Raw genomic sequence first — 18919 nt, 5'->3', positions numbered from 1 at the left:
GCATGTCCATCGAAGTCAAAGTCCCGGTCCTGCCCGAGTCGGTCTCCGACGCGCTCATCGCCACCTGGCACAAGAAGGCCGGTGACGCGGTCAAGCGCGACGAGAACCTGCTCGACCTCGAGACCGACAAGGTCGTCCTCGAAGTCCCGGCGCCGGTCGACGGCGTGCTGAAGGAAATCAAGTTCGAGGAAGGCTCCACGGTGACCAGCGCCCAGGTCATCGCCGTGATCGAGGAAGGTGCCGCCGCTGCCGCGCCGGCCCCGGCCGCCGCACCCGCCGCCGCCGCCGAAGCACCGAAGGCCGCCAAGGCTGAGGCGCCGGCCGCGCCGCAGGGCGTGGACGAGCTCTCCCCCGCCGGCCGCCGCGTGGCGGTGGAAGAGAACATCGACCCGTCCAAGGTCGCCGGCACCGGCCGCGATGGCCGCGTGACCAAGGAAGACCTGCTCAACGCCGGCAAGGGCGGCGCCACGCCGGCCGCCGCTCCGGCGACGCCCGCCGCGAAGCCCACCCCGGGCAGCCGTCCGGAAGAGCGCGTGCCGATGACCCGCATCCGCGCCCGCATCGCCGAGCGCCTGATGCAGTCGAAGAACTCCATCGCCATGCTCACCTCCTTCAACGAGGTGAACCTCGCCGAGGTGGTGAAGCTGCGCAAGTCGCTGGGCGAGCAGTTCGAGAAGGCCAACGGCGTCAAGCTCGGCTTCATGAGCTTCTTCGTGAAGGCCGCCACGGAAGCGCTGAAGCGCTACCCGGTGGTCAACGCCTCGGTCGACGGCAACGACATCATCTATCACGGGTACCAGGACATCTCGATCGCCGTGTCGACCGACAAGGGCCTGGTCACGCCGGTGCTGCGCGACGTCCAGGACATGTCCTTCGCCGATGTCGAGAAGGGCATCATCGGTTACGCCAAGAAGGCGCGTGACGGCAAGCTCGGCCTGGACGACCTCCAGGGCGGCACCTTCACCATCACCAATGGCGGCACCTTCGGCTCGCTGCTCTCCACCCCGATCGTGAACCCGCCGCAGAGCGCCATCCTGGGCATGCACACGATCAAGGAGCGCCCGGTCGTCGAGAACGGCCAGGTCGTGGCCGCGCCGATGATGTACATCGCCCTGTCGTACGACCACCGGATCATCGACGGCCGCGACGCGGTGCTGTTCCTGGTCGACATCAAGAACCAGCTGGAAAACCCGCAGCGGATGCTGCTCGGCCTGTGATGGCCGGTTGAGCCGAAACGTGAAGGCGGGAGTCGAAAGACTCCCGTTTTCATGTTCCGCCCCCATATTGGCGGTAGCAGATACCGCAGTGACATCCGGAGCTAAGCAATGAGCGACAAGTTCGACGTCATCGTCATCGGTGCCGGCCCCGCGGGCTATGTGGCCGCGATCCGCGCCGCGCAGCTGGGCCTGAAGACCGCCGTGGTCGACGCCTTCGTCGGCAAGGACGGCAAGGCCGCCCTCGGCGGCACCTGCCTCAACGTGGGCTGCATTCCGTCCAAGGCGCTGCTGGATTCCTCCAAGCAGTTCCACAACCTCACGCACAACTTCAAGGATCACGGCATCACCGCCGAGAACCCGAAGATCGACATCGGCACCTTCATCGGCCGCAAGGACAAGATCGTCAAGCAGTTCACCGGCGGCGTGACGATGCTGTTCAAGGCGAACAAGGTCACCTCGTTCTTCGGCAAGGGCAAGCTGCTCAAGGACAACCAGGTCGAGGTCACCGGCAACGACGGCAACGTCCAGACCATCTCGGCCACCAACGTCATCCTCGCCTCGGGCTCGGTGCCCATCGAGCTGCCGTTCGCGAAGTTCGACGGCAAGCACATCATCGACAACACCGGCGCCCTGGACCTCACCGAGGTCCCGAAGCGCATGGGCGTGATCGGCGCCGGCGTCATCGGCCTCGAGCTGGGCAGTGTGTGGAAGCGCCTCGGCGCCGAGGTCACGGTGCTGGAAGCCCTGCCGAAGTTCCTGCAGGTCGCGGACCAGGACATCGCCAAGATGGCCGCGCGCGAGTTCGCCAAGCAGGGCCTGGACATCAAGGTCAACGCCAAGGTCACGTCGGCCGAGGTCAAGGGCGATGAAGTCCACGTCGGCTATACCGACAAGGACGGCGCCGCGCAGTCCCTCGTGGTCGACAAGCTGCTCGTGGCCGTGGGCCGTCGCGCCTACACCGCCGGCCTGCTGGCCGACGACACCGGCGTGAAGCTCGACGAGCGCGGCCGCATCGTCGTCGACGAGCACAACCACACCGGCGTCGACGGCGTCTGGGCGATCGGCGACGCCGTGCGCGGCCCGATGCTCGCGCACAAGGGTTCCGAGGAAGGCGTGATGGTGGCCGAGCTGATCGCCGGCAAGCCGGGCCACGTCAACCTCGACACCGTGCCGTGGGTCATCTACACCGAGCCGGAAATCGCCTGGGTCGGCAAGACCGAAGAGCAGCTCAAGGAAGAAGGCATTCCCTATAAGACGGGCGCCTTCCCCTTCGCCGCCAACGGTCGCGCCGTCGCCATGAACGAGGGCATCGGCCTTGTGAAGATGATCGCCCACGCCGAGACCGATCGTATCCTCGGCGTGCACATGGTCGGCCCGGTCGTGTCCGAGCTGATCCACGAGTGCGTGGTGGCGATGGAGTTCAAGGGCTCCTCGGAAGACCTCGCCCGCATCGTCCACGCCCACCCGGCGCTGTCGGAAGTGGTGCATGAGGCGGCGCTATCGGTCGACAAGCGCGCCATCCACAAGGGCAACTGATCGCGCCGACTATGTGGGAGCCGCTATAGCGGCGAGAAGCCGATGAAACAGTGATGCGGCGAGGCATGTTCCCCTCGCCGCTATAGCGGCTCCTACAATCGCGCGATATACCAGACGGAAGACCGCACCATGCGTGAAATCCAATCCCTCTGCGTCTACTGCGGTTCGAGCAGCGGTTCGCACCCCGCCTACACCGAGGCCGCCAGGGCCTTCGGCACGCGAATGGCGCAGGAAGGCATCACGCTCGTCTACGGCGGCGGCAAGGTGGGACTCATGGGTACCGTCGCGGATGCCGTCATCGCCGCCGGCGGCCGCGCCATCGGCGTCATCCCGCGCCAGCTCGTCGAGAAAGAAGTAGCCCATACCGGCTTGAGCGAGTTGCAGGTCGTCGAGACGATGCACCAGCGCAAGACGCGGATGTACGAATTGTCCGATGCCTTCGTCGCGCTGCCCGGTGGGTTCGGCACCATGGACGAGATGTTCGAAATGCTCACCTGGGCGCAGCTCGGACTGCACAGCTACCCCTGCGCGTTCCTCGACGTGCGTGGGTTCTACGGTCACCTCGCGGCGTCGATGGACCACATGGTGGCCGAAGGCTTCGTGAAGCCGGAACAGCGTGAGCACGTGTGGGTGGGCGAGAACGTCGACACGCTGTTCGACTGGATGAGGCATTTCGAATCCACCTTCACGCCGAAGTGGATCACGCCCGCCACCGTCGACAGCAACGGTTGATCTCCGCTCAAAGGACTTCCCCATGACTTCCTTTCGCGCCTTGCGCATCCGCCAGGACGACACCGGCTACCGCGCCGGCATCGAGACCATGGACACGGGGGACTTGTCGCAAGGCGAGCTGCTGGTGCGCGTCGAATGGTCGTCGGTGAACTACAAGGACGCCCTTGCCGGCACCGGCAAGGGCAAGATCCTGCGGAGCTTCCCCTTGAACGGCGGCATCGACGTCGCGGGCACCGTGGTCGCGTCCACGGACCCGGCCTTCAGGGAAGGCGACAAGGTGCTTGCCACCGGCAGCGGCCTTTCGGAAACGCGTGATGGCGGCTACGGTGAGTACGCGCGGCTGCCTGCCGCATGGACCATCCCCCTGCCCCCGACGCTCACGACGCGCGAGGCGATGATCATCGGCACGGCCGGCTTCACGGCCGCCCTCGCCCTGCTCCGCATGACCGAAAACCGCCAGGTCCCGTCGCTCGGTCCCGTCGCCATCACCGGTGCCACCGGCGGCGTAGGCATGCTGGGCATCGACATCTTCAGCGGCGCCGGCTACGAGGTCCATGCGATCAGCGGCAAGCCCGACCGCTTCGACTTCCTGCGCGGCATCGGGGCCAGCGAATGCGTCGATCGGCACCACCTCGCCTTCAGCGGGCGGCCGATGGATTCCGCCCGGTACGGCGGCCTGCTCGACAACGTCGGCGGAAAGACGCTGGCTGGTTTCCTGCCGCTGATCGCGCCCTATGGCAATGCCGCCATCTGCGGCCTCGCCGGCAGCCCGGAGCTCGCCACGACGGTCATGCCCTTCATCATCCGCGGGGTCAGCGTGCTGGGCATCGCTTCGGCAGGCACGGCGCGCGACGTGCGCGACGAAGTCTGGCGCCGCTTGTCCAGCGACTGGAAGCCGCGCCACCTCGATACGACCTGCACCACGGAAGTGGCGCTGGAGGGCGTGGCGAGCGTGTTCGGGACCATGCTGGAGGGCGGTTCCTTCGGCCGCACGATCGTCCGCATAGGCGGCTGACCGCGCTCAAGTGCTTGCGCTGGCAGGTACTTGTCGTGTCACCATTGAACCGTGCGCCGTGCCCGGTAGAATGGCGCTTCGCCAAAAGGCGCCACGCGCGACGTTTTTTCGTCACCGCGGTTCGCATTGAAAGACACATCGGGCATCGACCCGGGGGAAAGTGAATGGCTCGCATCCTGATCGTCGACGATTCGCCGTCGCAGTTGCTGGGAATCAAGCGCATCGTCGAAAAGCTGGGCCACGAGGCCATCACGGCCGAGGACGGCGCCCAGGGTGTCGAGGTGGCCAAGCGAGAGATCCCCGACCTGATCCTGATGGACGTCGTGATGCCGAACCTCAACGGCTTCCAGGCCACGCGCACGATCAGCAAGGAAGAATCGACGAAGCACATCCCCATCATCCTGGTGACCACGAAGGACCAGGACACCGACAAGGTGTGGGGACTGCGCCAGGGCGCCAAGGCCTACGTCGTGAAGCCGATCAAGGAAGAGGAACTGGTCGCGGCGTTGAAGGAACACCTGCCGGGTTGAGGGGCCCGGAGGGCCGCGTCGCGGCCCATCACCGACAGGGTCGGCTCCCACCGAGCCCTCGCCCGTACGGATGCGATTGCCTCATCCCCGCCGCGGATCGAACCCCGCGAACGCATCCTTGAACTCGCCGTAGGCCGCCTGTTCCTCGTGCGTTTCCGGCACGGGCACGCGGATCTCCAGCACCACGATCTGGTCGCCGGGCTCGGCACCCGGCAAGCCCCGCCCCTTCAGACGCAGCTTGCGGCCGGACTGCGAGCCCGCGGGAATGCGCAGGTCCACGTGGCCCCCAAGGGTAGGCACCGGCACCGTGGCGCCCAGCGCCGCCTCCCAGGGCGTAATCGGCAACACGTGGGTCACCGTGCGCCCGTCCAGCCGGAATCGCGCGTCATCCCGGATGGCGATCTCGAGCAACAGGTCGCCCGACGGTCCGCCACCCGCTCCCGGATGGCCCTGACCGCCCAGGCGGATCGTCTGGCCGGACGTGATGCCGGCAGGGATCTTCACCTCGAGCACGCGCTCGCCACCCGACGAATCATTGAGCACCACGCGGGTCTTGCCGCCGTTGTATGCCGTCTGCAGGTCGGTTTCGATCTTCGCCTGGATGTCGCGGCCACGCCGCGCCTGCTGTTGGCCGCGCGCCCGACCGCCACCGCCAAACAGGCTTTCGAAGAAGTCGCTGAAGTCGCCGCCACCGCGGCCGCCCATGTCGCCGAAGTCGAAGCCGCCGCCCTGCCCCCAGCCCGGTGGCGGACGGAACTGCTCGCCCTGGCGGTAGCCGCCGGCGCGGAACTGGTCGTAGGCGCGGCGCTTCTCGGGATCCTTCAAGGCCTCGTTGGCCTCGTTGACCGCCTTGAACTTCTCCTCGGCGCCCGCCTCCTTGTTCTTGTCGGGATGGTACTTGCGGGCAAGCTTGCGGTACGCCGCCTTGATCTCGGCGTCGCTCGCATCGGGCTTGACCCCGAGTGTCTCGTAGTAATCCTTGAACTCCACAGGCTCTCCCGCGCTTGTGTCGAAATGCAAACGAAACGCCCGCGGTGGACACATCCACCACGGGCCAGACCGCCAAGCTTAGGCCGTTTTAGCCCGCAGCGTTAATCGCAATGCGACGCGGCGCGCTCTCGGCCTTCTTCGGGATGGCGATTTCCAGCACGCCATGGCGGCCCGAAGCGGTGATGCCGTCGGCGTCGGCACTCTCAGGCAGCGTGAAGCTGCGCTTGAAGGCTCCGGCCACGCGCTCGACGCGGCTGAACTTGCCCTCGGCCTCACTGGTGAACGCCTTGCGCTCGCCCTTGATGCTGAGGACGTTCTTGTCCATCTGGATCTCGATATCGGCCAGGTCCACGCCCGGCACGTCAGCCAGGATCAGGAAGCGTCCGGCCTCCTCGCGGATATCCACGCGCGGCGCCCAGGCGCTCTCCGCGCTGGTCGTCGGCGCGGCGATGTCGCTGCCGAAGAAGTGGTCGAATACACGGCTGACGTCGCCGCCGAACAGCGGCGCGCGGCGAAACGTAACCTGACGAAGCTGGTTCATCTGTTTGACTCCGAAGAATTTTTTCGGCCCCATGGCCGTCTGGGAACAAACATATGAACGCGCGCGCGCGATTCAAGAGGAAACCGGCCGGGGTTGCCTTGGCTTCAGGTCGGGGCCTTCACGTACACTCGCCTTTTCCCTCCCCACGAGGTACCCCCATGACCATCGCCGTTGGCGACCGCCTTCCGGAAGCGACCCTTGCCGTCTTCGAGGACGGTATCAAGACCGTGACCAGTACCGACGTACTCGGTCAGGGGAAGGTCGTGCTGTTCGCCGTGCCGGGCGCGTTCACGCCCACATGCTCCAACAAGCACCTGCCGGGATTCATGCAGCACATGGAGGATTTTCGCGAGCGCGGAATCAAGGTGGCCTGCCTGTCCGTAAACGACGCCTTCGTGATGCACGCCTGGGGCGATTCGCAAGGCGTGCCGGACGACCTGCTGATGCTGGCCGACGGCAATGCCACGTTCTCGCAGGCGCTCGGCCTCGAACTCGACGGCACGAAGAACGGCATGGGTATCCGTGCGAAGCGCTTCGCGCTCTACGCGGAAGACGGCGTGGTGAAGATCCTGCACGTCGAGGCACCCGGCGAGTTCCGCGTGTCGACAGCCGAGTCGATCCTGGAAGCGATCGACGGCTGAACTCGTCGATCCCCTCGGCAAAAAAAACCCCGCGTCTCCGCGGGGTTTTTGTTTGTCACTCTTCGGTCGGCCCGCTTTCGATCGGCGGCATGTCCGCGGCGGCTTCGCCTTCGGGGGTTTCGCCCTCGCCTTCGAGCTCTTCCTCGGCGGCGAGACGCACCACACCGATGAGTTTCTCGTCCTTCGGCAGCTTGATCAGCGTGACGCCCTGCGTGTTGCGGCTCAGCTGCGACACCTCGGAGACGCGCGTGCGCACCAGCGTGCCCTGGTCGGAGATCAGCATGAGCTGCTGCGCTTCCGTGACCTGGGTGGCGGCGACGAGGTTGCCGTTGCGCTCGGAACACTGGATGGCGATGACGCCCTGCGTGCCGCGGCCCTTCTTCGGGAACTCTTCGAGCGCCGTGCGCTTGCCGTAACCGCGCGCCGTCGCCGTGAGGATGTCACCCTCGCCCGCGGCGACGATCAACGAGACCACCTCCGCTTCGTCGGCCAGGCGCATGCCACGGACACCCGTGGCCGTACGGCCCATCGAGCGGACGCTACCTTCGTCGAAACGCACCGACTTGCCGTTCGAGGCGAACAGCAGCACGTCGCTCTCGCCGTCGGTCATGGCCACGTCGACCAGCGCGTCGCCCTCGTCGAGGTTGATGGCGGCCTTGCCCTTCTGCAGTTGGAAGGCGAATTCCGTGAGCGGCGTCTTCTTCACCGTGCCCTTGCGGGTGGCGAAGAACACGAAGCAATTCGGATCGTATTCGCGTACCGGCAGCAGCGCCTGGACCTTCTCGCCCTCGGCCAGCGGCAGCAGGTTCACGATGGGCTTGCCGCGCGCACCCGGGCCCGCTTCAGGCATCTGGTACACCTTGAGCCAGTACACGCGACCGGTGCTGGTGAAGGTGAGCAGCGTGTCATGGGTGTTCACCACCCACAGCTGCTGCACGACGTCCTCGTCCTTCAGAGCCGACGCCGAACGGCCCTTGCCGCCGCGCCGCTGCGCGCGGTAGAGGCTGGCCGGCTGACGCTTGATGTAACCGGTGTGCGAGAGCGTGACCACGACGTCTTCCGGCGCGATCAGGTCGAGGACGTTGAGGTCTTCCTGCGAATGCTGGATCTCGGTGCGACGGGCATCGCCGTAGTCGCTACGGATCTGTTCCAGTTCCTCGCGGATGACTTCGAGCAGGCGGGTCGGGTTCTCGAGGATTTCGATGAGGCCGCGGATCGTCTCGAGGATTTCCCGATACTCGTCGGAGAGTTTTTCCTGCTCCAGGCCCGTGAGGCGATGCAGGCGCATCTGCAGGATTTCGGTGGCCTGGGCTTCGGACAGCTGGTAGCCGACCTCGCGCAGGCCGTCGCGCGGATCCATGTCCTCGGGGCGCGATGCCGCCGCGCCCGTGGCGGCAAGCAGCGCGCTGACCAGGCCCGGCTCCCAGCGACGGGCGACCATGCGCTCGCGCGCCTCGGCCGACGACGCGGAGGTGCGGATCAGCTCGATCATCTCGTCGATATTGGCGAGCGCGACCGTGAGGCCCTCGAGGATGTGCGCACGCTGACGCGCCTTGCGCAGTTCGAAGATGGTGCGACGGGTAACGACCTCGCGACGATGGCGGATGAACGCCTCGAGGATGTCCTTGAGGTTCAGCAGCTTCGGCTGGCCGTCGAGCAGGGCCACCATGTTGATGCCGAAGGTCACCTGCAGCTGCGTCTGCTGGAACAGGTTGTTCAGCACCACATCGGCCATGGCGTCGCGACGAATCTCGATGACCACGCGCATGCCGTCCTTGTCGGACTCGTCGCGCAGCTCGCTGATGCCCTCGATCTTCTTTTCCTTGACCAGCTCGGCGATCTTCTCGATCAGACGCGCCTTGTTCACCTGGTAAGGCAGCTCGTGGACCAGGATGGTCTCGCGGCCGTTGGCTTCGGTCTCGATCTCGGTGCGCGCGCGCACGAGAATGCGGCCGCGACCCGTGCGATAGGCCTCCACGATGCCCGACGACCCGTTGATGATGCCGGCGGTCGGGAAATCGGGACCCGGAATGTGGGTCATGAGGTCGTCGACGCCGAGCGACGGGTCTTCCATCAAGGCCAGCGTGGCGTTGATGACCTCGGTCATGTTGTGCGGCGGGATGTTCGTCGCCATGCCGACCGCGATGCCGGCGGAACCGTTGACGAGCAGGTTCGGCACGCGGGTCGGAAGGACGAGCGGCTCGTGCTCGCTTTCGTCGTAGTTCGGCCCGAAGTCGACGGTTTCCTTATCGATATCGGCCATCAGTTCGTGGGTAAGGCGCGCCATGCGCACCTCGGTGTAACGCATCGCCGCCGCGTTATCGCCGTCCACCGAACCGAAGTTGCCTTGGCCGTCGACCAGCATGTAACGCAGCGAGAACGGCTGTGCCATGCGGACGATGGTGTCGTAGACGGAGGCATCGCCGTGCGGATGGTATTTACCGATCACGTCACCGACCACGCGGGCCGACTTCTTGTACGGTTTGTTCCAGGCGTTGCCCAGCTCGTTCATGGCGAACAGCACGCGTCGATGCACGGGCTTGAGGCCGTCGCGTACATCGGGCAGTGCGCGGCCCACGATCACGCTCATCGCGTAGTCGAGATAGCTCTGGCGCATCTCGTCTTCGATGTTGACGCGGATGACTTCTTTGGCGAGTTCTGCCATCAATCGGCTTCCTGGATGTCCATGAAATACCCCCGCCGGCCGTGCATGTCGCGATCGCGACGCACCGCCGGCTCAACCCGTCGATGATAGCACAGCGGATGTGGAAAAGACAGCTAAAATCGGCGTAAATTCAATGACTTACACGGGGCTCCCGGCGCGACGGAAAAGCATCGTGCGAGCCAGCAGGAAATTGGCCACCGAACCGGCCGCCGAGCCGGCCGCCACCGCCACGGCAGGCCACGCGTGCAAGCCCGGAAACAGCTTGAAGGCAAGCACGTAAACGCCGTTGTTCACGACCGCGCCGAGTGCCATCAAGCCCATCCAATGCAGCCATTCCGCATGGCGCCCGCGACCGGAGTCGCGATGGGCGAAAGTGTGCGTGCGGTTCCACCACCAGGTTACCGTCGCCGCGCTCAGGAACGACACGACGCGAGCGGTGTACACGTTCCACCCGACCAAACCCACCAATCCCTGGGCGATGCCGGCATCGACGAAGAGGCCGATGATTCCCCCGATCGCGAACAGCGCGATCTCCCGGCGCAGCCGTGTCACGGAAAGAGGATCCGCATCTGCTCTTCGTCGGGGTTCAGGATCACGCCCCGCTCGGTGACGATCGCGTCGATCAGTCCGGCCGGGGTGACGTCGAACACGGGGTTCCAGGCGTCGGCGCCCTCGACCACGGTGCGGCTGCCGCCCACCGACAGCAATTCGGTGGCGTCGCGCAATTCGATCTCGATATCGGCGCCCGTGGCCGTGGCCATGTCCACCGTCGTGGAGGGGGCGACGACCATGAACTTCACGCCGTGGTGGCGCGCGGCGATCGCAAGCTGGTACGTACCGATCTTGTTCGCGGTGTCGCCGTTCGCGGCGATACGATCCGCCCCGACGATCACCCAGGTGACCTTGCCGTCCTTCATCAGGTGCGACGCGGCCGAATCGGCGATCAGTCGCGCCGGGATGCCGTCGCGGACGAGTTCCCACATCGTCAGGCGTGCGCCCTGCTGCCAGGGGCGCGTCTCGCCGGCGTAGACCTGTTCGATCTGCCCGGACGCCACGCCCGCGCGGATCACGCCGAGCGCGGTACCGTAGCCGGCGGTGGCGAGCGAGCCGGTGTTGCAATGGGTGAGCACATGCGATCCGGCTCCGATAAGGGCCGCGCCCAGTTCGCCCATATGCCGATTGGCGGCGAGGTCCTCATCCTGGATGGCCTGCGCTTCGCGCTCGAGGGCGCCGGCGTCGGCTCCTTCGACGATCCGCCCGTTCATGCGGTCGAGGGCCCACATCAGGTTCACCGCGGTCGGCCGCGCGGCACGTAGGGTAGCCATCGCGGTGGGGAGGTCTTCTCCCTGCTTCGCCGCCAGCACCACGCCCCAGGCGGCGGCGATGCCGATGGCCGGCGCGCCACGCACGGCGAGGTCGCGAATGGCCCGGGTGACGTCGTCCGAGGTGCGGCAATCGATCCAGGTTTCCTCCGCCGGAAGGCGGCGCTGGTCGAGCAGGCGGAGGCAATCGCCATGCCACTGCACGGCGCGAATGGAATCGTGGGAAGCGTTCGCGTTCATCAGCGAATTATCGCATGCGGGCCGGTCAGGTGAGATCGGAGTCGCGCTGGTTGACGAAGACCAGGACGCCCAGCAGCGGCATATAGAACCTGAACGCGCCTTCCTGCCCGTTCCACGCGGTCGACTGCCACATGGCGAACCACTCGCCGCCGATCACCATGAAGCCCACGAACCACAGGAGGAAACCCAGCGTGCAACCGGCGACGGCCCAGCGTTTCGCGGCATCGAATGCAGCCCCACTCGCACGGCGCATGCGCCACAAGGCGATCGCGCCCGTCAGCAGCAATACACCGGTGACACCCTCGGCCGCGATGATCGACACATAGGCCACATGCCACATGACGGGGTGGGTGACGGCGCGTCCCATGAGCGCGTTACCGGGAAAGGTCGTGTCCATCGACAGCACGTGCCGCACGAATACGAAGTTCGATCCGTAATCCACGAGGTTGTCATAGGTCACCACGAGCGCGAACGCGGCAAGCGCCAGCGTCATCGCGATCTTGGCGAGGCGCGCCGTCACCGCTCCGCGAGCCAGGCATGGATGGCCGGGGGCACCTGTTTCTGCGCCCGCCCGGACACGTAGATGCCGATGTGTCCGCCTTTGAAGGCCAAGGCGGTGTAGTCCTTGCTGCCGACCAAGCCTGCCAACGGCGCGGATGCGGCAGGCGGCACGAGATGGTCCTGCTCCGCGTAGATGTTGAGCACGGGCTGGGTGATCTTGCGAAGGTCGACCGGTTTACCGCCGATGCGTGCTTCGCCCTTCATCAACAGGTTCTTCTGGAAGAAGTCGCGCGCGAATTCGCGGAACGTTTCGCCCGCCTGGTCCGGCGAGTCGAAGATCCACTTCTCCATGCGCAGGAAGTTCTCGACTTCCTTCGGGTTGTCGAGGATATCGACGAGACCGATGTACTTCTGCTGGTTGAGCCGCAGCGGCTTGAGCGTGAGGTAGGCGAAGTTCATCACGTCGGCAGGCACGTTGCCGACGGTATCGACGAACAGGTCGATGTCCACGTTGCGCGCCCAGTGCGACAGCATGTTGTCGGGCGTGTGGAAATCCACCGGCGTGACCATGGTGACGAGGTTGCGCACCTTCGCCGGATGCAGCGCGGCATAGCACAGCGAGAAAACGCCGCCCTGGCAGATGCCGAGAAGATTGAGCGTGTCGACGCCGTGCCGTTCCCGCACCACGTCCACGCAGCGATCCAGATAGCCGTCGATATAGTCCTCGAGCGTCAACCAGCGGTCGGCACCGTCGGGATAGCCCCAGTCGACGAGGTAGACGTCTTCGCCCTGCTCCAGCAGGTTGCGCACCATCGAGCGGTCGTCCTGCAGGTCGATCATCCACGGCGTGTTGACCAGGGCGTAGCAGATCAGGAGCGGCGTCTTCGCGGTCGGGGCCTTTTCACCCTTGAAGTGCCAGAGGGTCAGCTTGTCTTCGCTGTAGACCGCCTCGCGCGGCGTCGCGCCGAGTTCGATCGGGCCGACCTGCTTCAGCGTCTCCAGCCCGGCTTCCAGCTTCCGCCGAAACGCCTCGACCTCGGCACGCGCACGCTCCGGATCGATCATGAAGGGAAGCGGATTCATGGCCCGCTCTTCGGCTTCGTCGTGCGCCGCGCGGGCGCCTTCTTCTCCCCTCGCAACGCGGCGACCTCGGCCTTCAACGCCGCGACCTCGGCCGCGAGCCCCTGCGTCTGGCGAAGTTCGCGACGAACCGCTTGCAGCCGCTCGCCGAGGCTGTCGACCTCTTTCCGCGTCGGCATGCCTGCCTGCACGGCCACGCGCTCGACCTGCCGCTGCTGCAACAGCTTCACGCGCATCTGGGCGTTCACCAGCGACGCATACACTTCCCGGAACTCCTCCGACAGCGCCGCCTCCGCGTAGCTTTCCTCGGCGAGGTTCACCCAACGGTCGTAGATCGACCGCATGGACTCCTCGTCCGTCGCAGGCCCCTGCTCCCGCAGCGCCTCGTTCGCCCGCTCGTGCACGCCGTGCAGGAGCGCTTGGTAGCGCTGGTAATGCCCCAGGTAGTCGATCCAGGCGCGCAACAGGGCTTGCTGTTCTTCCTGCTGCTCGCGGGTGATGCCGAAGGCCGGCATCGAGAGCATGTCATTGGCCACCCGGGTCCATTCCTCGAAGTCCGGCTGGGCCCCCGGGCCCTGCCCGAACGGAGGCAGGCCCTTGGCGAAGACCGGGCCCGGGGCTTCGCCGCCGAGCACCGAACGCATCCAGTCACCGTAGCCGCTGAGACCGGCGAACAGCCGTCCCGCAACGTCGGCCGACGGCGCGCCTTCCGCGGAAGGCTTCTTCGGATCGAACTGGCGCGACCATGCTTCCAGTCCTTCGCGAACCCAGGACTGGTAGTGGTCGACGAAATCGTGAGGCTTGTCGGACATACCGCAATCGTACCTCGTGGGAAGCGCGCTGGCGCGCGAAGGGGTTCACGGCAAGTCCCGTTCGCGCGCCAGCGCACCTCCCACAACAGCTTGCCACCGCAGCTCTCGCATTCCGGTCGCTCCTGGCGCGCTATCGGGCGATTTCGAAGTCCGCCGCCTGGTCCGCCTTCGAACTGCCGCCGACCCAAACCGTGTACCGCGTCGGCTCGACCACTTCCTCGCTCTTCGCATTCCAGAACGACAGTTCCGGGAAGCCGAGCTGGAAGGTCACGCGGCGGGATTCGCCGGCCTTCAACGCGATGCGCTGGAAACCCTGGAGGCTGCGGACTGGCTGTTCCACGCTGGCCCCAAGGTTGCGCACGTAAAGCTGCACTACCTCCGTACCGGCGCGCTTGCCCGTGTTCCTCACCGTGGCGGTCACGGTCACCACGTTCTTCGCGCGTGCGTCGTTCGCTTCCGCCAGCGGCACGCGCGTACGCGACACCTGGACGTCCGAATAGCCGAAGGTCGTGTACGAGAGGCCATGGCCGAACGGATACAGCGCGTCGTTGGGTGCGTCGATGTAGCGGGAAATGAACGTCGTGTCGCGGCCCGGCGGCGTGCCGAGGTCCGCGTCGCCGGGCGGACGGCCGGTCGGGAACTGGTTGTAGTAAAGCGGCTCCTGACCTACCGCGCGCGGGAAGCTCATGGTCAGCTTGCCGCTCGGCGCCACATCGCCGAACAAGACATTGGCGACCGCGTTGCCTGCTTCGGTGCCGGGAAACCACACGGCCATGATCGACGGCACGTGACGGTCGGCCCAGTCGAGCACCAGCGGCCTCCCCGAGAACACCAGGAGCACCACGGGCTTGCCGGTGGCGACGATGTCTTCGAGCAGCTTCTGCTGGTTCCCTGGAAGGTCCAGGTGCGCGCGCGATCCGGCTTCGCCGCTCATGCGCGACGATTCGCCCAGTGCCATGACGACGACGTCGGCCCCGGCAGCGGCCCTTTTCGCTTCGTCAAAGCCCGCTTCCGACGTCGTTTCGACGTCAGTGCCCTCGGCATAGACCAGTTCCCCACCTCGCGCCTTCATGCGAGCATCGAGGCTCCGGCGCAAGGTGACCACATCGGGAAAGTGCTGCGCGCCGCCCCATGCGCCCTGCATCTCGCCGGGAGCATCGGCCAGGGGGCCGATCAGTGCCAGTTTCTTCACGCGCGCATCGAGCGGCAGGACCGGCGGTGAACCGTTCCCGCCGTTCTTCAGCAGAACGAACGACTCTTCCGCGGCGCGCCGGACGAGGGGACGATGGGCCTCCACCGCGTCGTTCACCTCGGTGCCACGGGCGTACGGGTTCTCGAAAAGTCCGAGCGCGAACTTGACGCGCAACACGCGGCGCACGGCCTCATCCACGGTCGCCATGGACAGCTGGCCCTCGGCAAGGAGCCGCGGAATCTGCGTGTCGTAGTAGTGGCTCATCATGTCCACCTCCACGCCGGCTTGCAGGGCCTTGCGAGTCGCGGTCGCGGGATCCAGTGCGACGCCGTGGTTGGTCAGTTCCATCACGGCCGTGTAGTCGCTCACGACGAAGCCGTTGAAGCCCCATTCCTTACGCAGGATGTCCGTCATGAGGTACGTGTTGGCCGTGGCTGGCACGCCATTGAGCGCGTTGAAGGCGCTCATCATCGTCGCGGCACCGGCTTCCACGGCCGCGCGGTACGGCGGCAGGTAGACCTGGCGCAGACGAATGTCCGACATGTCGGTCGTGTTGTATTCGCGTCCCGCTTCGGCCGCACCATAGGCCGCGAAATGCTTGACCGATGCCGCCACGCTTTCCGGGTCGGCAAGGTCCTTGCCCTGGTACCCGCGGATGTACGCACGCGCCATCGCGGCGCCGAGGTACGCATCTTCGCCCGCGCCTTCCGTGGAACGGCCCCAACGCGCATCGCGCGAGATGTCGACCATGGGCGAGTAGAACCACTTCACGCCGCCCGTGGTCGCCTCGGACGCGGACATGCGCGACACGTCTTCCACCAGCGCGGGATCCCACGTGGCCGACAGGCCCAGCGGTACGGGGTAGATGGTGCGGTATCCATGGATGATGTCCGCGCCGAACAGCAGCGGAATCCCCAGCCGGCTCCGCAACGCGGCTTCCTGGAAACGACGCGTCCTGTCGGCCCCCACCACATTGAGCATCGAGCCCAACTCGCCTTTGCGTGCGAGGGCGAGTGGGTCGACGTGCGTGCGCGTTTCCGGGTTGGCGCCGACCGTCTCACCGCCATCGCCGCCGGGCGCGCCGTCGGAGCCGTACTGGACCAACTGGCCGATCTTCTCCGCCAGGGTCATACGCGCCAGCAGCGCATCCACCTTCTGCTCGATCTGCGGCGACGCGAGCTGCGCGTTCGCGGCGGGGACCATGGGCGCCGTACCGGCGAGCGCGCCGCTGGCGACGCCGGAAAGGACCAGGGATACGGCAAGGCACAGTGCGCGAGGGCACGACAGACGACGGAACGAGGAACGCATGCGATATCCGGGACGTGAACGAAAACGAAATGTAAACGTTTACAGAGGCGCAGGTAAACCCGTGCCTTTCGCCAGGCGGGCGAAAAAAAACCCGGCGTCCTGGACGCCGGGTCTTCTCTCAACGCGTGAGCGGATGAATCAGCTCGCGGCGCTTTCTTCTTCGGTGACGGCCTTCATCGACAGGCGGATGCGGCCCTGCTTGTCGACTTCCAGGACCTTGACCTTGACGATGTCGCCTTCCTTCAGCTTGTCGGAGACCTTCTCGACGCGCTCGCTGGAAATCTGCGAGACGTGCACGAGGCCGTCCTTGCCCGGCATGATCGTGACGAACGCGCCGAAGTCCATCAGCTTGGCGACCTTGCCTTCGTAGATGCGACCCGGCTCGACGTCCGAGACGATCTGCTCGATGCGCTTGCGCGCGGCTTCGGCGGCTTCGCGGTTCACCGAGGCGATCACGACGTTGCCGTCGTCGGTGATGTCGATCGTGGTGCCGGTCTCTTCCGTGATCGAGCGGATGGTGGCGCCACCCTTGCCGATCACTTCGCGGATCTTGTCCGGGTGGATCTTGATCGTCAGCAGGCGCGGCGCGAACTCGCTCATTTCCGAGCGGGCTTCCGTGATGCACTTGGCCATTTCGCCGAGGATATGCAGACGACCGCGCTTGGCCTGGGCCAGCGCCGTGCGCATGATCTCTTCGGTGATGCCGTCGACCTTGATGTCCATCTGCAGCGCGGACACGCCGTCGGCGGTACCGGCGACCTTGAAGTCCATGTCGCCGAGGTGGTCTTCGTCACCCAGGATGTCGGAGAGCACGACGAAGTCGTTGCCTTCCTTGACCAGGCCCATGGCGATACCGGCAACGGCTGCCTTCAGCGGCACGCCGGCGTCCATCATCGCGAGCGACGAACCGCAGACCGACGCCATCGAGGACGAACCGTTCGACTCGGTGATTTCCGAGACGACGCGCACCACGTACGGGAACTCTTCGATCGTCGGCTTGACGGCCTGCACGCCGCGCTTGGCGAGACGGCCGTGGCCGATCTCGCGACGCTTCGGGCTGCCGACGCGACCGGTTTCGCCGACCGAGAACGGAGGGAAGTTGTAGTGGAACAGGAACGTGTCCTTCCACTCGCCTTCCGGCGCGTCGATGATCTGCGAATCGCGGGTGGTACCGAGGGTGGCGACGACCAGGGCCTGCGTCTCGCCGCGGGTAAACAGCGCGGAGCCGTGCGTGCGCGGCAGGACGCCGACGCGCACCGAGATCGGGCGGACGTCGTCGAGCTGGCGGCCGTCGATGCGCACCTTGGTGGACAGCACGCCATCGCGCAGCGTGCGGTACTCGACCTCGCCGAAGGCGACGCCGATATCGCCGTCGGTCCAGCCGTTGGCTTCGGCCTGCGCGGCGAGCGCGGCCTTCACTTCGGACTTGAGCGTGGCGATGACGTCGCGGCGGGCCAGCTTGTCGCGGATCTGGAAGGCTTCGGCGAAGCGCGTGCCGACGGCGGCCTTGACGGCCTCGTACAGCGCCGTCTTGGCGACCGGGGCTTCCCACTTGAACGTCTTGGCGCCGGCTTCGGCGACGAAGGCGTTGATCGTGTCGATGGCGGCCTGCATCTGCTGGTGGCCGAAGACCACCGCGCCGAGCATGACGTCTTCGCTGAGCAGCTTTGCTTCCGACTCGACCATCATCACGGCGCTGGACGTGCCGGCGACGACGAGATCGAGATCGGAGGTCTTCAGCTGGGTCGCCGTCGGGTTCAGGATGTACTGGCCGTTGGCGTAACCGACGCGGGCGGCGCCGATGGGACCCTTGAAGGGCACGCCAGCGAGCGTCATCGCGGCCGAGGCGCCGATCAGCGCCGGGATGTCACCGTCGACTTCCGGGTTCAGCGACACGACCTGTGCGATGACCTGGATCTCGTTGCGGAACTCTTCCGGGAACAGCGGACGGAGCGGGCGATCAATGAGGCGCGAGGTGAGCGTCTCCTTCTCGGTCGGACGGCCTTCGCGCTTGAAGAAGCCACCGGGGATGCGACCCGCGGAGTAGAACTTCTCCATGTAGTCGACCGTGAGCGGGAAGAAGTCCTGGCCTTCGCGCGCCTTGGGGGCTGCGACGACCGTGACCAGGACGACGGTGCCGCCCATGCTGACCATGACCGCACCGGAGGCCTGCCGGGCGATTTCGCCCGTCTCCAGTGTGACTTCGTGACTACCGTACTGGAATGACTTGGTTACTTTCGCCACTTCGATCTCTCCTCGTCCTGTTCCGGTGGTTTAGCGGCGCAGGCCGAGGCGTTCGATCAGGGTCTGGTAGCGAGCGAGATCGCTCTTCTTGAGGTAGGCCAGAAGCGTCTTGCGCTTGTTGACCATCTTCAGCAGGCCGCGACGCGAATGATGATCCTGCTTGTGCGCCTGGAAATGGTCCTGCAGCGCGGTGATGTTGGCGGACAGCAGGGCGACCTGGACTTCGGTGGAACCCGTGTCGTTGGGCGCGCGGCCGTAGTCTTTGATGATCTGGCTGGTCTGTTCGACGGTAAGCGACATGTGTATCGATTCCTTAAAAAGCGGATGCGAGACTTGCGCAACCTCAACGGCCC

Annotated in this window: 17 protein-coding genes; 6 read left to right on the top strand and 11 right to left on the bottom strand. The window is 65.9% G+C overall.

What is annotated here, in order from left to right; genetic code table 11:
- The first annotated feature begins 2 nt into the window (after window positions 1-2).
- From odhB to pilH, 5 genes are all read left to right on the top strand, one after another.
- Window positions 3-1217 (top strand): 2-oxoglutarate dehydrogenase complex dihydrolipoyllysine-residue succinyltransferase, encoded by a 1215-nt coding sequence (odhB, locus tag ACQKIE_RS02265; protein ID WP_427455333.1) that lies wholly within the window; start codon window positions 3-5, stop codon window positions 1215-1217.
- Window positions 1218-1325: 108 nt separating this feature from the next.
- Window positions 1326-2753, top strand: a complete 1428-nt coding sequence (gene lpdA / locus ACQKIE_RS02260; protein WP_427455331.1) for a dihydrolipoyl dehydrogenase — start codon at window positions 1326-1328, stop codon at window positions 2751-2753.
- 129 nt (window positions 2754-2882) lie between these two features.
- Complete coding sequence (locus ACQKIE_RS02255; protein WP_427455329.1) at window positions 2883-3485, top strand: TIGR00730 family Rossman fold protein; 603 nt, start codon at window positions 2883-2885, stop codon at window positions 3483-3485.
- A 22-nt stretch (window positions 3486-3507) separates the two neighbouring features.
- On the top strand, window positions 3508-4500 hold the full coding sequence (locus ACQKIE_RS02250) for an acryloyl-CoA reductase (RefSeq protein ID WP_427455327.1): 993 nt from the start codon (window positions 3508-3510) through the stop codon (window positions 4498-4500).
- A gap of 164 nt (window positions 4501-4664) precedes the next feature.
- On the top strand, window positions 4665-5030 hold the full coding sequence (pilH, locus tag ACQKIE_RS02245; RefSeq protein ID WP_427455325.1) for a twitching motility response regulator PilH: 366 nt from the start codon (window positions 4665-4667) through the stop codon (window positions 5028-5030).
- An 81-nt stretch (window positions 5031-5111) separates the two neighbouring features.
- Here pilH and ACQKIE_RS02240 read toward each other — a convergent pair whose 3' ends face one another.
- Together ACQKIE_RS02240 and ACQKIE_RS02235 are read right to left on the bottom strand one after the other, a co-directional pair.
- The gene (locus tag ACQKIE_RS02240; RefSeq protein ID WP_427455323.1) at window positions 5112-6020 is read right to left on the bottom strand and encodes a DnaJ C-terminal domain-containing protein; all 909 of its coding nucleotides are present in this window, start codon (window positions 6018-6020) and stop codon (window positions 5112-5114) included.
- Window positions 6021-6108: 88 nt separating this feature from the next.
- Window positions 6109-6561 (bottom strand): Hsp20/alpha crystallin family protein, encoded by a 453-nt coding sequence (locus tag ACQKIE_RS02235; RefSeq protein WP_427455321.1) that lies wholly within the window; start codon window positions 6559-6561, stop codon window positions 6109-6111.
- Between the two features lie 158 nt (window positions 6562-6719).
- Between ACQKIE_RS02235 and ACQKIE_RS02230 the strand changes: the two genes are divergently transcribed.
- Window positions 6720-7202 carry a peroxiredoxin gene (locus tag ACQKIE_RS02230; RefSeq protein WP_427455319.1) on the top strand — a complete coding sequence of 161 codons (483 nt, stop codon included), beginning with the start codon at window positions 6720-6722 and terminating at the stop codon, window positions 7200-7202.
- Window positions 7203-7257: 55 nt separating this feature from the next.
- On the opposite strand, the gene gyrA is transcribed toward ACQKIE_RS02230, so the two are convergent.
- From gyrA to rpsO, 9 genes are all read right to left on the bottom strand, one after another.
- A complete protein-coding gene (gyrA, locus tag ACQKIE_RS02225; RefSeq protein WP_427455317.1) occupies window positions 7258-9867 on the bottom strand; it encodes a DNA gyrase subunit A in 2610 nt (869 codons plus the stop codon).
- Window positions 9868-10005: 138 nt separating this feature from the next.
- Window positions 10006-10419 carry a GtrA family protein gene (locus ACQKIE_RS02220; RefSeq protein ID WP_427455315.1) on the bottom strand — a complete coding sequence of 138 codons (414 nt, stop codon included), beginning with the start codon at window positions 10417-10419 and terminating at the stop codon, window positions 10006-10008.
- The gene (gene mtnA / locus ACQKIE_RS02215; protein ID WP_427455313.1) at window positions 10416-11429 is read right to left on the bottom strand and encodes an S-methyl-5-thioribose-1-phosphate isomerase; all 1014 of its coding nucleotides are present in this window, start codon (window positions 11427-11429) and stop codon (window positions 10416-10418) included. The genes ACQKIE_RS02220 and mtnA overlap by 4 nt, the downstream gene beginning before the upstream one ends.
- A 25-nt stretch (window positions 11430-11454) precedes the next feature.
- Window positions 11455-11949, bottom strand: a complete 495-nt coding sequence (locus ACQKIE_RS02210; RefSeq protein WP_427455311.1) for a DUF2165 family protein — start codon at window positions 11947-11949, stop codon at window positions 11455-11457.
- Complete coding sequence (locus ACQKIE_RS02205; RefSeq protein WP_427455309.1) at window positions 11946-13013, bottom strand: class III poly(R)-hydroxyalkanoic acid synthase subunit PhaC; 1068 nt, start codon at window positions 13011-13013, stop codon at window positions 11946-11948. Before ACQKIE_RS02205 ends, ACQKIE_RS02210 begins: the two co-directional genes overlap by 4 nt.
- Window positions 13010-13822: a poly(R)-hydroxyalkanoic acid synthase subunit PhaE gene (locus ACQKIE_RS02200; protein ID WP_427455307.1), complete on the bottom strand. Its 813-nt coding sequence runs from the start codon at window positions 13820-13822 to the stop codon at window positions 13010-13012. The genes ACQKIE_RS02205 and ACQKIE_RS02200 overlap by 4 nt, the downstream gene beginning before the upstream one ends.
- 130 nt (window positions 13823-13952) lie before the next feature.
- On the bottom strand, window positions 13953-16322 hold the full coding sequence (locus tag ACQKIE_RS02195) for a glycoside hydrolase family 3 N-terminal domain-containing protein (protein WP_427455305.1): 2370 nt from the start codon (window positions 16320-16322) through the stop codon (window positions 13953-13955).
- A 138-nt stretch (window positions 16323-16460) separates the two neighbouring features.
- Window positions 16461-18566 carry a polyribonucleotide nucleotidyltransferase gene (gene pnp, locus ACQKIE_RS02190; protein WP_427455303.1) on the bottom strand — a complete coding sequence of 702 codons (2106 nt, stop codon included), beginning with the start codon at window positions 18564-18566 and terminating at the stop codon, window positions 16461-16463.
- Window positions 18567-18596: 30 nt separating this feature from the next.
- A complete protein-coding gene (gene rpsO / locus ACQKIE_RS02185; protein ID WP_166698855.1) occupies window positions 18597-18866 on the bottom strand; it encodes a 30S ribosomal protein S15 in 270 nt (89 codons plus the stop codon).
- Window positions 18867-18919 lie beyond the last annotated feature (53 nt).

This window comes from Luteibacter sp. NPDC031894 (assembly GCF_050273135.1).
Lineage (GTDB): Bacteria > Pseudomonadota > Gammaproteobacteria > Xanthomonadales > Rhodanobacteraceae > Luteibacter.
This window is presented reverse-complemented; position numbering and strand designations above follow the sequence as displayed.